Annotated in this window: 10 protein-coding genes; 9 read left to right on the top strand and 1 reads right to left on the bottom strand. The window is 34.4% G+C overall.

Features of this window, described 5'->3' with window-relative positions:
* Nucleotides 1-72: 72 nt before the first annotated feature.
* The 9 genes from EHQ47_RS19485 to EHQ47_RS19435 all read left to right on the top strand — a co-directional run bounded on the left by EHQ47_RS19485 (nt 73) and on the right by EHQ47_RS19435 (nt 11,484).
* The gene (locus EHQ47_RS19485) at nt 73-987 is read left to right on the top strand and encodes an ArdC family protein (RefSeq protein WP_135777954.1); all 915 of its coding nucleotides are present in this window, start codon (nt 73-75) and stop codon (nt 985-987) included.
* Nucleotides 988-1,588: 601 nt separating this feature from the next.
* Nucleotides 1,589-3,007 (top strand): alpha/beta hydrolase, encoded by a 1,419-nt coding sequence (locus tag EHQ47_RS19480; protein ID WP_135777952.1) that lies wholly within the window; start codon nt 1,589-1,591, stop codon nt 3,005-3,007.
* 76 nt (nt 3,008-3,083) lie between these two features.
* The gene (locus EHQ47_RS19475) at nt 3,084-4,142 is read left to right on the top strand and encodes a hypothetical protein (RefSeq protein ID WP_135777950.1); all 1,059 of its coding nucleotides are present in this window, start codon (nt 3,084-3,086) and stop codon (nt 4,140-4,142) included.
* 218 nt (nt 4,143-4,360) lie between these two features.
* Nucleotides 4,361-5,482 (top strand): three-Cys-motif partner protein TcmP, encoded by a 1,122-nt coding sequence (gene tcmP, locus EHQ47_RS19470; RefSeq protein ID WP_135777948.1) that lies wholly within the window; start codon nt 4,361-4,363, stop codon nt 5,480-5,482.
* Nucleotides 5,483-6,211, top strand: a complete 729-nt coding sequence (locus tag EHQ47_RS19465) for a DUF5131 family protein (RefSeq protein ID WP_135777946.1) — start codon at nt 5,483-5,485, stop codon at nt 6,209-6,211.
* Nucleotides 6,212-7,643: 1,432 nt separating this feature from the next.
* Nucleotides 7,644-9,782, top strand: coding sequence for an ATP-binding cassette domain-containing protein (locus tag EHQ47_RS19450; RefSeq protein ID WP_135777944.1), 2,139 nt, complete (start codon nt 7,644-7,646; stop codon nt 9,780-9,782).
* Nucleotides 9,769-10,056, top strand: coding sequence for a hypothetical protein (locus EHQ47_RS19445; protein ID WP_135777942.1), 288 nt, complete (start codon nt 9,769-9,771; stop codon nt 10,054-10,056). Before EHQ47_RS19450 ends, EHQ47_RS19445 begins: the two co-directional genes overlap by 14 nt.
* A gap of 210 nt (nt 10,057-10,266) precedes the next feature.
* The gene (locus EHQ47_RS19440; RefSeq protein ID WP_135777940.1) at nt 10,267-10,767 is read left to right on the top strand and encodes a nucleotidyl cyclase domain-containing protein; all 501 of its coding nucleotides are present in this window, start codon (nt 10,267-10,269) and stop codon (nt 10,765-10,767) included.
* Nucleotides 10,768-10,953: 186 nt separating this feature from the next.
* Nucleotides 10,954-11,484 carry a Panacea domain-containing protein gene (locus EHQ47_RS19435; RefSeq protein ID WP_135777938.1) on the top strand — a complete coding sequence of 177 codons (531 nt, stop codon included), beginning with the start codon at nt 10,954-10,956 and terminating at the stop codon, nt 11,482-11,484.
* A gap of 66 nt (nt 11,485-11,550) precedes the next feature.
* Here EHQ47_RS19435 and EHQ47_RS19430 read toward each other — a convergent pair.
* The coding region (locus tag EHQ47_RS19430) for a type ISP restriction/modification enzyme (RefSeq protein WP_135777936.1) at nt 11,551-14,891 on the bottom strand (3,341 nt) is incomplete at its 5' end.

The following is a 14,891-nucleotide window of genomic DNA, read 5'->3' as shown; positions in this document are numbered from 1 at the left end:
GCTAATTTGAATTTATGAGGTTTTTTTCTGAAAAATGACACTTTTTGGAAAATTTTATACTTATATATTCAAATGAAAGATCAAAATGCATTTAAAATCATGAAAGAGATCACTCGAGATGTAATGGCGGCCATTGAATCGGGAAGTTTAGAAAAATGGGTAAAACCTTGGCAATTATTTGGATTTCCTAAAAATGTTTGTACATCGAAGGAATATGGTATATTTAATTCCTTTCACCTAACCAAAAGTTTGGTTGATTGCCGGTTTTCTTACTCAACTTGGGGAACTATTAAACAATGGAATTCCTTAAATTATCAAATCAAAGAAGGTGAAATTTCAAAAGCTGCCGTATTATTTCCAATGAACATACAGATTCCTGTTAAATCAAAAAAGAAAAGAAAACAAGAGGAATCAGATAAAGAGCCTGTGCGTTACAAATCTTACTTAGCATTTAAAGCTTATCCAGTATATAATATTGAACAAGCTAATGTGAAAGAATCTGATTATCCTTTTTTTGTAACGGAAGTTCACTCAAAAGGGCTGGATAGAATTGATGCCTTCGTGAATGCCATTGAACATAATGTTGGTGATTCTTGGTCGAACAAAGCAGCGTATGTTATTGGTTCCGACTCGATCATTATGCCACCCAAAGAACATTTTCGTAGGCAAGATGACTATTGGTCGACTTACTTACACGAGCTAGGTCATTGGACAGGTGCAAAACATAGGTTAAATCGGAATCTTCAAATGGACGAGTCTAGTTATGCTTTTGAAGAGTTAGTCGCTGAGTTGTGTTCGGCAATTTTTGCTGGCGAATTTGGGTTAAGCGGTCAGCTACAACATAAGCAATATATTCAATCTTGGATTGAACTCATAGAAAAAAATCCAAGAATCATTCTGAAAGCAGGGAGACTTGCTATGGAAGCAGTGGATTATTTGAAAGTTGAAGCAAGTAAAGCAGAGTGGACGGAAAAAAGAATAAAGTAAAATATTCGGAATGATTATAACTGCGAGAGAAAATAGCTTTTTAAATACAAAAAGCAGCTCAAATGAAAATTTATTTTTCTGCAGATTTTTCTAGCAAAATGAAATAAATTCCGTCTGAGTAGACATTAATTGTTTAGGCTCTTAGCAGCTTAAGCAGCCCCTTTTTCTCTGGAAAATTTAATATTGTAAATAAGAATATATTACTTTTCTTTTATATAAAAAATGAACTTGATCGATTTTAACTTTAACAAAACAACGGTTTTGTTTTACATTTGGGACTCAGGGGGCGAAGCTATGCTCACTATTCGCTTGAATCAGAATTTTGGCGCGTTCTTTTGTAAAGGATGTACGAGTACACTCAAATCAGGTATCGCTTGTTATGCGACATAATCTATATTATCGCACGTTGTATATTGCTCCATAATAGGTAGTATCCCAAATGCAATTAGCCTTCTTATTTCAAGGAATAAACTAATATCGCACAAGAAGGTTTTATGATAGAGGTTTAAATTGCATAGCGGATATAGTTCGTTATGCGAAATGCAGCAATATATATTTTGATAAATATTATTGGATCTACAAACAGATAAGGAGAAAAATTATGAAAACGAAAATACGCTTACTGTGTTTCTTTATGTTAACCCTCAATCTTGGAAACTGCAAAAGTGATTCAGAATTGAAAATAATTGAAAACTTAACCAATAATGACAAATCGAATAGTCAAAAAAAAATTAACAAAATACTTTATAAACCAATTTACGATGAGTCAGGAAATGAGACATTCATTTCTAAAACTTATTATAATAAAATATTAGATGAGTCAAAATCAAACCCAAGTATAGAAATAATTAATGAGTCAAATATTGACAAGGCCAAGTTGGCTTCTTACAACGATAATAAGCAAATAATAAAAAAATACAATCCTGACATATTAATAGAACCTGATCAGAATAGAATTAAAATCTATGACAATTCCTTAAAACCAATAAAATCAATTGATTTTATCGTAAAAGAAGAGGATTTACAATCAAGCACAGAAAAATTGGTTTATTATGGAACAAATCGCGATATTAAAAACAGATCGGGTATAAATGATTATTTCGGAATTGATCGATCTGAAAAAATAACATATGGATTTTGTAAAATTAATATTCCTGGATATAAATATCGAGAACGCGGCGACCTGAATACTCCGTATGTAATTTTAAACAAAGAAATCTACAAAAGCGAAAAACGTCATTTTTATATAAAAGAAACTCCGACTGTACTAAGTGAAGAAGATTTTATCAAACAACTAAACGTTGATTTATCGAACAATATAAACAAGAAAAAAGTATTAATATTTTTGCATGGATACAATACTAGTTTTAATGATGCTGCTTTAAAGACCGCTCAACTTACTCATGATTTACAATTTGAAGGAACTTCTATATTTTATAGTTGGCCATCTAGGGCAGAAAAGTTGGGCTATCCTGCTGATGAAAATGAGAGTAGAAATTCTCAACATAATTTAATAGAATTTTTATCTAGAATATATTCAAACAATAGGTTTACAGATATTTACATAATAGCCCATAGTCTTGGGACAAGGTTAATTTCAGAAATTATATATTCGGATACTAAAAAAATTCCCAATTTTAAAACTAAAACAAAAATACTGGTTTTAGCGGCACCCGATATTGATCCAGTTTATTTTAGAAACTCGGTTGCCCCTTCCTTTGCTGCATTAAAATCAAGTATTACTATTTATGCAAATAAAAATGATAAAGCATTAAGTTTATCGGAACAATTTCATGATAGCAATCGAGTTGGATCTATCTCGCCTAGTGATAATATATATCCTTATATAGAAACAATTGATGCAACAGGAACTGGAGAAGATTTTTTAGACCATTCCTATTTTAGTGATTCTTACAAATTACTAAATGATATGGTCTATTTACTTAAAGGTATAAAAGCAAAAAATAGAGACTTGTTGCAAATAAATTCAAAAAATGGCTTCTATTGGAGAATTCAATAAAATGCACTTCGCATAACAGCAACTAACCGCTTCACTTCGGGAAGGCTGGTTCGTTAGCCGCAATGAAATAAAAAATATGAAAAACAATAGAACCAATTTCTCGACGCAAACTAAAGAACTTATTGGAAAACTATCAGGCTATCACTGTTCCTTCCCGGAATGTTCTCAATACACAATTGGCATGACTGAGAGCGATGAAAAGAAAAAAGTCTCCAGCATTGGAGTGGCTTGCCACATATATCCGGCAACTTCAAATCCAAAAGTAGCAAGATATGATAGCAAAATTCCTAAAGATTTTTTAAAATCCGAAAACAATGGCATCTGGATGTGTCAAAATCATGCAAAACTAATAGATGATGATGATTCGAGCTATACAGCGGACTTACTATTTTTCTGGAAAAAAATATCAGAAATAAAAATTCAAAATTCTCAAAGAAACACTAAAAATTCAAAAGAAATCGATTTTCCTTTAGTCTCTAGTATCATCACCCCATCCAACCTTTTAAATATAAAAATCGCAGAATTTACGAATACTCTCTTTTTAGCTGAAATTTGGGGTAAAGATGAAAGCTTTGCAATAAAAGAACTATTAATCGAATTAAGTAAAAATGCTTTTGATCATGGAAAAGCCTCTGATGTAACTATACACTGCAACAAACATGCAATAATCTTCAAATATAAAGGATCCAAATTCAATCCCTTAAGAGAATTATTAGAACATAAGAAAAAAAACGGGGGTGCCAAAATGGTCGAAAAATTCTCCGAAGTTTTTAATAATAAAATTATCCTAAAATACGATTATGCAAATGAATTTAACGAATTAAAAATAACTAGCTGGCTAAACACTAAAATTCAAAATATTATGGAGCAGCTCCAGCCTTGCTCAATAAATTTACAAAACCACAGACAAATTTCTCAAGAATTTACGACTATCGATTCATGCGAAGAAGTTCATATTTTAGCTCCACTACACCTAAGTATAAGCGATATCGGTCAAATTAGTATTTCAAACAAATTGTCGAAAAGGAAGAAAAAAGTTTATTTGTATGTATCTGAAGCTTCATCTATATTAAAAAGCGAATTACTTGAAAGATATAGCGGAGCAGTCATTGTTGAATACAAAAATCTAGAATAAAAAATCAAAACCAAATCTTATTTCACTGCGGCTAACAGCGGCGAATCGCTTCGCTTCGGGTCTTCGCCCTTGCTCGGCCTGCGGCAAATTCCCTTCCGTCACGTTTCTTGCTTTGCAAGAAGACGGGCCGACGCCAACGCCTCCGTCAGAGGCTCGGCTACAGGGAACTTCGGGAAGACTAGTTCGTTATACGCCATATTGCAAATGAAATAATAAATATGAACAAATTAGATATAAAAAAGAACTTACTAGATCATTCTGCAGCAAAAGTAACGCTTTTACAAGAATATTTAATCCGTTATATTCGCATTCTTTCAAATGATGAATATACAAGGAAAATAAGAATTTACGATCTCTTTTGTGGACCTGGAATTTTCGAGAATAGTGGCGAGGGTAGTCCTATTATTATTCTCAATGTAATTGAGGAATTTCTCAGAACTCAAACTCAAAAGAAGATAGAAATTTCATGCTATTTTAATGATTTAGATGAAACTAAAATATCAAAATTAAAAACATACATAAATGGAAAATATCCATCGATCTATAATTCTATAAATATAAATTTTAGCTCAAAGGATTATCAGGAAATAGTATCAAATTTACCGAAAAGTCTTTCAAACTTGGATAAAGAAAAAATATTTATTTTTATTGATCCCTACGGGTATAAAGAAATTAAAGCGAGCAATATTCGCTCATTATTAAATTCAAATAATTCTGAAGTATTACTATTCTTACCAACTCAATTCATGTATAGATTTGATGCAAATGGAACACCAGAGGCCCTCGTAGAATTCATTGATGAATTGGTCGATTTTTCAGAATATTCTCCGAAAGATTCAATTTGGAAATTTATTAATCAACTAAAAGCCGCATTTAAAAAATACATCGGTAAACAATATTACGTGGATACATTCACAATACAAAAAAATGCCAATTCTGTCTTCTGCCTTTTCTTTTTCTGTAACCACATTCGAGGATTCGAAAAAATGCTAGAATCAAAGTGGAAAATTGACAATGAATTTGGTAGGGGTTGGAGCTATTCAAGCAACAATAACTTTAATCTTTTTGAAACACCACAGATCGATTCTTTAGAAACAATTTTATTACGTTTTTTCAATGATGCCGACAATAAAGAAAGATCTAATGCGGAAATTTATGAATTTTGTCTCCGAGAAGGTTATCTTCCGACGCACGCATGTGATGTTTTGAGTGATTTGCAGAACTCTAATAAACTAGTTATAACCTCTGAAAATGTTAATCCTATCAAAAAAGGTACATTTTATATTAACTACGATGCTTACAAAACTCAAAGAAAGTTTTTGAAAATAAGGTTAAAATAAATGGCTAAATCAAGCATAGAATGGACGGAAATGACTTGGAACCCTACAACCGGTTGTACAAAAATATCTGCGGGATGCAAGTTTTGTTATGCAGAAATAATGTCAAAAAGACTCCAAGCAATGGGTGTTGAAAAATATTCAGAAGGATTTAAAGTTAAAGTTCATCCTGAAGCTCTCTCTGCTCCCTATTCTTGGAAAAATTCAAAAATTGTATTTGTAAACTCAATGAGTGATCTTTTTCACAAAAGTATCCCTGATTATTTTATTGAAGATGTTTTCAATGTTATGAATAACAATCCTCAACATGTTTTTCAGATTCTAACCAAGAGACCAGAACGAGTTTTAGATCTTAATAAAAAATTGAAATGGACTCATAACATTTGGATGGGAGTTTCTGTTGAAAATAAACTCGTCATCCCAAGAGTAAATTTATTAAAGAAAACAAAAGCTAAAGTAAAATTCCTATCCTGCGAACCTTTAATTGATTCGCTAGGAGAGATTAATTTAAAAGGTATTGATTGGGTAATCGTTGGTGGTGAGAGCGGACACCAACCGAGGCCTATCTCTAAGGATTGGGTGATTGAAATTCAAAAACAATGTAGAAAATACGATGTAGCATTTTTCTTCAAGCAATGGGGAGGAAGAAATAAAAAAGCCAATGGTCGTGAATTAGATGGAAAAACTTATAATGAGATGCCGTTAAAACGCAGCAAGCAATACGGCGTATAACAGCTTGTTACCGCTACGCTTCTGCACTCCGGCTTCGCTTGGGCTGTGCCACATTCTACTCCCTGCATTCGCTTTTAAAAGCAAGCTACATTCCCGTCCCTAACGTCCCGTTGGGACTCAGGGTCGGGGAACTTCGGTAACACTAGTTCGTTTTACGCTATCGAAATTTTGTATGCCTCAGGACATGGGTAACACTAGCAGGTTAATCGCCCCTTTAGATCACCTTTTTAGGAGTACCTTGGAAGGAGTTTAATACCGTGGATTTAAGATTTCAATTTATTCTGGATTCTTTACAGAATGACGTCAATTTTACCCAGCTCAGCGCTCAGGATGGTATCTCTACTAAGTGTGGAACCGATTCATTTGTAGTATATCAGATACAAAATCAAAATTATGTTTGTAAAGACATAGCAGTATTTTTAGAATTTGCTATAAATTTTCATCAAAATAAAGTGAGGGTAGTTAAATGTTTAGATTTTTAGGAATTGAGTTAGGATTTTATGAAGTAATTTTTCTAATGATTTTATATTCTATTGTAAGCTATATTTTTATTAATGGAATTATTTATACTTTCAGAAAGATGAGAAGTAAGTAAAATTAGTCGGATCAAGAAATCTTTTCGAACCACATTTTCGAAAATTGTTGTATTAATACATATACTTGTCTCGAGCTCAACCTGCGAGCAAAACACTCCACAAAATGTAAAGGGCGCTAATAAATACAAGGATATTATCTTCCTATTAAAATAGACGAGAACCATGGATAAGTTTTACCGAAATGGTGGTGAGAGTTTAAGAATTTGCACAGCTTATTGATAAAGAAATAGACACATCTAGTATCTAACACTTTTTTCAGAATTTCAAGATGTTAATAATGGCTATACAAAGAAATTCTGATTATAAATGCATATGCATAGAGACATGGCTCGCGAATTACAAAATGAGATCGTGGGAAATATAACTCTCTTCCAATAATTCTTCAACAAGTGGAAAATCGATTTTAACAGGAAGAGGCCTCACGAGGCTCTCGACATGAAGACCCTTGAGCAAATTTATGTGAAGCCAGAGAAACCCTTCGATCCTAATGCTGATTTACTTATCTCAGATCATTACGAATTCAAGCAAAGGTATATCAAAGACAGGGGTTACATTAATTGGATGGCATTTCAGTATGGTTGGGAATCCATTTAACGGATTTAATGGCGATATCAAAAAGGAAAGCGATTTTTATCTCCATTTGGTTCGATATTAATAAGTTAGGTGTTATCGATCCAAATTTATTCTTGATCCTAACTCATACAAAGTTAAAAAATCAGGTAAGTTAATCAAAAAGTGTTACCTTTCTACTGACGCATAAAAGTTACCCATGTCTTGAAGGCATACCAGCAAAACGATATTAACTAAATATAAATAATTTAATACGGATAAAATGTATGAAAATTGATATCCATATACACACAAGAAAAACCAAAAGAGGAGATGCTCACACGCGCGAGATTACACCTAAGAAATTTTGTGAAATAATATCTAATTCCGATGTCGGTATTTGCGCAATAACAAATCATAATCTTTTTGATATTGATCAGTTTAATGAGATATTAGCGTTAAAAGCAGAACATCTTCAAATTTGGCCAGGTGTCGAACTAGATATTATCCATGAAAATAAACGTGGTCATCTTATTGTTATATCAAATCCAAAACAAGTAGAAGCATTTAACGAAATACTTTTAAAATTAATTAATAGTGAGTCTCCCGATAAATTTGTTATCGATATAAGCAAAATTTCCTATGCATTTAACGATATAGATGTAATTTATATCGCTCACTATTACAATAAAAAACCAAATATAGGAGACGCTGCAATCGATGTTTTAATTTCTGGAATCAAAAATTCGAATCGGGTGATAAAAGAAGCTACCGATTCAATTTCGGCAGGAATATTTGTGAGTCATGGGCATAATTCAATTTATGGATCAGATGTTCAGGATTGGGATTCATACTTAAAAATTTCCAATGGATTACCTGAGCTAAGACTTCCAGTAGAAAGTTTTGAACAATTTTGCCTTCTTTTAGATAAAAACGAAAGTACAATACAAACCTTATTGGCATCAAAAAATAAAAGCCACATCAAATTAACTCCATTCAAAGGAGAGCCACCGATAGAAATTGATATCTGGGATGATGTCAATATATTATTTGGATCAAAGGGAACAGGGAAAACAGAAATACTTAAAAGTATTTGCAAGCATTACAATGACAAAGGAATTAAAGCGAATCTTTTTGAGTCAAATTCTGAAAACCTTATAAAGAAATATGATTTGTCTGCTTCTAAATTAGAATTGGATCTTTTAGATTCTGATATTTCTGATTGTAAAGAAGAGATATCATTTATTCGAAACGCTGAAGAAGCTGAGATAGCAAATTTGACGAGTTACAGAGAACATTATAGTAAGCAAGAATCAAGCAAAATTGCACAAAAGCTTTTGATAAGAGAAATTCTTCCCATTGATGAGAATCGACTGTCGTCAACTTTAACAGATACTACTAACCTAAGAAAAGAGTTCGATAATTTTATAAATGAATTAAATCGAAATGAATTCAATAAAACGATTCTGGGAGAATCGCTCTTTAATGAATTGAACGAGGCTTTAAATAAAGCACAAAACCACCTATCAGATAAAACATATGATGCATTCAAAAACTTCAAATCTGCAAGACTTATTAACTTTACTATAAAATGTTTTTCGTTGGAAGTTTCAAAGAAAACCGGCGTTCCTAAAAAACCACAAAGTACAGGATTTCTTGAGTACGGCAGCAATAGAATCAAGCTTGACTTAGCTCTTCAAAAAGTTGTGACAAATTTAAAAAAACCAATAAAAAAGTGGACAGAATTTGTTTGGGATTTTGAGAACAAGGGCAAATTGTTTTGTGTCACGGATTTTAAATTTCAGAATGGAATTATATCAGATGGTGAATTCAAACATTTATCAAGCAACACAAAATCTCCAGAAAAAGAATTTTCTAAATGTATTAATATTCTTGCAGAAAAAGTATACCAGGCAGATTTTTTTGCAGCATTATCAGAGTTATTAAAAGTAGATGATTCAGCAAAAATTAAATCAATAAAGGATCTTGTTTTATTTAAAAGATTTTTTGAACTAAACCACATTGAGTATAAACCTTCAAATGGTGAATCTTCTATGGTTCTTTTGGCAAAAGAACTTAAAGAAGATAAAGATGTATACTTGGTTGATGAACCAGAAAAAAGTCTCGGAAATGATTTTATTAGTGATTTCATTGTTCCAATACTTAAAGATCTGGCCAAAAGTGGGAAGCGAATTGTGATAGCTACACATGATGCTAATATAGCAGTTCGAACATTACCATATAATTCAATTTATCGAGAACATACGCATGAAGGTTACAAAACTTATCAAGGCAATCCTTTTTCAAATCGGCTAAAAATAATAAACGGAGTCGATTCCCTTGATTGGAAAGAAAAAAGTATGACCACGTTAGAAGGTGGTAGGAATGCATTCGGAGAAAGGAAGGGAATATATGGAAGCAATTAAATCAGTAATTATTAGATCTGAAGAAAAAACATTTTTACAGATCAATTTCCCAGAAAAAGAAATTACAATTGCCCTGACATCCGACGACACCATCTCACTAAAAAATAGTTTTAACGAATTAATTATTCAATTAAAAAAAAGGAAGTTTGAAATTGTTTTGGAAGATACTCGAGAGGATCTTTACTTTCATGTTTGTAAAGAGTATTTAAGGCAACTTAATTCCGAAATATCAAATATTTATGGTCAAATGCGTACATTTGGAATTATAAAATAATGTTAGATGTTATTGTTATTAAATTTCCTAATTTCGAAAGTTAGAATGCTTGGCTCATTCGATAACTACGACTTACATCTTCGGCACAAGGCCATAGCTCGGTCTGCGACGGAAAGACTTCTGGCACTTTCTAGACGTGTCGTTCTACTCTCCAACGCTTACACCAGCGGCTAAGGGCCAGCCTAGACATATTATAAAAAAGGAATTATAATGGAGACAAACATAGATAAATTAATGTCATCTGGTGACGAAGCTCAATCAAACGAAAGACGTAAACAAGAACTAGTAAAAAACGCCTTCAATGCATATATAATTTTTATTGATTTAGCAAACTCAACTGGAATTAAATTTGGAAAACCTTTCCCTGAGTGGGTTGGAGTTATGCAACGTTTCTATGAAATGGCAATTTCAGAATTTAAAAAAAGAAAACTTGAACCGATTAAATTTTTAGGGGATGCAGTGATGTATTTTTATCCTGATTTCAAAGAAGAGAAAACTCTAGCTTATTGGAATAACAGAATTGCAAACGAAAATATGAAAGAGATTCCTCAAGATCTTACAGCAAAAGATTTAATCGAAATTCTTGTAGAAACTAAAAACAAATGGTGGGATTTCTATAAAAGCTACTTGAGTTTCGATATTTCAAGAAAGAACTTCTTATCAATAACTATCGCGATTGATTATGGTCCAGTTATCGATTTCAATTTCTGATCAAATGTTGAAGGGGACGAAAGGAGAAAATCACTTATATTACGTGATTCCAGAAGATGAAGAAATTGAGTGGATTTTAGATGAAAAAAATAAAAACACTCATGGAAGATTCTTCTAAACCTTTTATTCATAAAGTAAAACTAAAGTTGCTTCGTCGAAAACTTGATTATTTAAAAGGTGCACAAGATGGAAACTGAAAAATTAGTTTCAATTACTGCAACTATTCTTACTATTGATCCGCATGATTTATCTAAAACGAAATGGAATAAATATTTATTTCTAATTGATTTTGTATATTTTAACAGTCCTAACGGGAATCTCAAGAAAACGTTAACTGGTTTAGAATTTATAAAAATGCCGTATGGACCAGTGGTTAAAGAATTTAATCAATATATATCTCTTCTCAAATCGAAGCATGGTTTTCAATTAAAATCTTACATTGGTTATGGCTCGGGTAACATGACATTCATTGAATTAGATCAAAACAGTAAATATGATACCGATAAATTATCTGTATTTGAAAAGCAAGTTATCGCGAAAACAGTTAATACATTTAAGAATTATAATGCTTCAGAATTAAGCGATCTCACTCACGAAATGGATGCTTGGAAAAATGAAGAATTATTCAATTCAATTGATTTTTCAAAAACAAATGTAGACCAATATATATTTCAAAAAACGAAGAAAAACAACCTATACCAGCTTTTATTTCCATAAGCAGAGGTCTTATAATAGCAACTCTTCCACTCCCACACAAAACCTTTCCCCCCCTCCCCTTCTCACTCACTCCCACTCCGGCAACTCCTTCACAATCTCCATCGTTGCAAGACTCACTGTAATCACTTTCTGAAATAACTCCAATGGATACTTAGGATTGTTTTCCGTTTCGATCCCCCAAAGATTTGCATCATTCACAATCCCACTGTCTTTATCGGTTTTCACACAATACCGTTCGATGATCCAATCTAAGGCGGATTTGCCGTTCACAACGTACTCATAGGCTTCCAAAGGAATGTCTGTGATGGTGATATACTCATTGTAGATCACAATGGTTTGGTCTTTTTCCTTTCCATTTTTGGCATATTTCATTTGGGTCACATAGTAGTGTTCGGGTTTGAGTTGGGTTTTGGTAGTGACAAGTTTCACAGGATAAGGTTTTACCTTCTCATACCCAATATGGAGGTCGGCAAGGGCACGCCCCGCTTTGCTAAACGCGAAGAAATCTTTGGGATCTTTTACACGAGGGATCCGAGGCAGTTCCTTTGTCAAATTGTCCGCATAACGTTCTCGATACGTGGGCGAATGGAGGAACCCATATACATAGTAAAAGATATCTTCTTTGGTGATTGTTTCCTTGGGATACGCCTCTTTGAAATGTTGGAATCCCGAATCGGTAATTGCGTGTCTTCGACGGGTCTCGCTTCGACTGGGCTCAGCAGCCGCAGCAATCGAAGTGGTATTGTTATTGGCAAAGAGGCTATCATCGTTGGTGTCGTCACTACCAGAGTCTGAGTCATCTGTATCGTAGAGATAGAGTGGAAAACCTTGGCCTCCTGAATGTTGCATATTAAGATCAGGAATAGTATCGACTAATAATACCGAGAATTCCTTTCCACTATTACCTGATCCACTCATATAGATCACTCGATTTTCCGCAGTGGGCGTAGGAAAGATTCGAGGCATTTGCCCTACACGATGATTTAGAAACTGCTCATAATATATTTTCTGCTTAGTAAATGGTCGATAAATGCCAATAGAAATTCTATTTTCTTGAAAATTAGATTTAACATTTCTCTCCAAATTAGAAATGAGACTACTTGACCAACTGATTTTCGTAGAATCATTGTTAACAAATTCGTTTGTTTTATCAAGTTTCTTTGATTTTTCATTCAATGTATACTCTTCTAGACGTTTTCTTTCAAACTCATAGAATTTGAGAAAATTCTTAATATTAGTATTCAGAGACTGATTTGAAAAGTTGTAAACCCAAGCATCTCTAGCTGTTTCCAATCCCCTTGAATAATTCTCAAACAAAGTCACACTCGACTTATCTTTCTTATCCCCTAAAGAAATAAATTCGCTAAAACTTTCATCCCTTTGCCCAATCCAATCATGGTGTTTGTCAGGTGTAAGTTCTTTCCATCCTTTGGCTTTGGCAATTCCTTCGATGCTCCCAAACTCCCGAAGTTTTTCTAACTTTTGTTCGCGGGTCATATAGTTCCCAATGTCATGAAAATAGATTTTTCCCATTTCTTTTGTCTTTGGATTTTTGACAAAGATAGTGATTGCAATAGGTGCTCGGCTCCCTGATCCAAAGAGTTTTCCGCCTTCTTTGCGAGACAATTCTCCTGAAGTCCGTTGGTTTCCTCGTAAGTGAAAGATATAGAGCGAACTAAATTCTTCCTGCAAACATTTCCGAAGCCCATCCATCGCATTTCCTTCGACAAATCCCGCATTCGTGATAAAACCCATCACCCCACTTTCTCCTATCCGATCACTCGCCCAACGAATGGCTCGGATATAGGAATCGTATAACGCATTTTTGTTGGTAGCACTGGATTCTTTGGCATAAGTAACTTCAATCCTACTGTCAAGCCCAGGGTATTTGACATTTTGGTTGTTGTCGTTGGCACTGGTTTGTCCTGCCGAATAGGGAGGATTGCAAACAATCACTTGGACATTTTGGGATTTTTGTTTCATCCTCCGTTCGCTGTTTTCGGGAAGGAAGTTGCTAATCATATCGTCCTTTTCAAACAGTTGGAAGGTATCGGTAAGGAGCATTCCTGTGAACGGAGTGTACGGTTCTCCTGTGATTGAATGGTAGGTTGATTCGATATTGATCGAAGCAATGTAATAGGCAAGTAAGACAATCTCATTGGCATGGAGCCCCGATTTGTATTTTCGAATGACCTCTTCTTTGGTCATCAGGCCCGATTGCAAAAGCCTTGTGAGAAAGGTTCCCGTGCCCGTAAAGGGATCAAGCACCTGCACAGCATCGTCCCCGTATTTCAAACCAAATTCGGAATCCAAAACATCGGCAACCGAATGGAGAATAAAGTCCACAGCCTCTACAGGAGTGTAGACAATCCCCAACCGTTCGGATAACTTGGGGAAGGCGTTACTAAAAAACTTATCATACAGTTCCAAAATAATCTTTTGGCGGCCTTCCGCGTTGGTAATTCCACTAGCTCTCATTTTGACCGATTCATAGAATCGTTGTAAGGTGTCTGTTTCCTTTTCTAGGTGGTGTTCTTGTAAAATACCAAGAATGTTATCCATTGCTCTAGACACCGCATTTTGTTTGGTAAAATCGTTGTTTTGAAACAACGCGTCAAAGACAGGTTTGGTGATGAGGTGTTGGGCAAGCATTTCCACCACTTCCCCATCAGAAATGCTATCATTTAAATCGTCCCTGAGCTCTTCGGCAAACTCATGAAAAGCACCAATTTCTTTTTTGTTTTTGGGATCGTATAAAATCGCTTGGATCCGCGAGATATGAGTGTTTGCAATTTTGGCAATGTCTCCCGCCCACTCTTCCCAATGCAGACGGTTCCCACATTTTTGCACCACCTTGGCATAAATTGCCATCTCAATGGTTCCGATATCAAATTGCATTTCAAACTGATCTTTCTCTTTTGAGTGAGGGTGTTTGGGTTGAGGTGCATTTCCCAAGTGATCGCTTCCACGACCTAAATTCTTTCCTTCGCCTTTCTTCTCTTTCTTTTTGCCAAAAGAATCAGAGATCGCGATCACTTCCATCTTAGCAACATCAGGTCCATTGATTTCTAATTTATTGACCATCGCATCAAAACGGTCGTCATGCGAACGAAGGGCTTGTAAGACCTGCCAAACCACTTTGTAGGTTTTGTTGTCATTCAGAGCCTCGTGTGGTTCCACTCCAGCAGGAATCACAACTGGTAAAATAACATACCCCTTGTCTTTACCCGGTGCATTTCGCATCACTCGGCCAACAGATTGCACCACATCCACCTGCGAATTGCGTGGAGTCAAAAATAAAACAGCATCCAAGGCTGGAACATCCACACCTTCCGATAGACACCTAACATTACTTAAAATTCGACAGACATTGTCTGGAGTGGGTTCTTTTAGCCATTGGAGTTTGG

Source organism: Leptospira bourretii (assembly GCF_004770145.1).
Lineage (GTDB): Bacteria > Spirochaetota > Leptospiria > Leptospirales > Leptospiraceae > Leptospira_A > Leptospira_A bourretii.
Note: the sequence above shows the minus strand (reverse complement) of the source record. Positions and strands in the feature narration are given on the sequence as shown.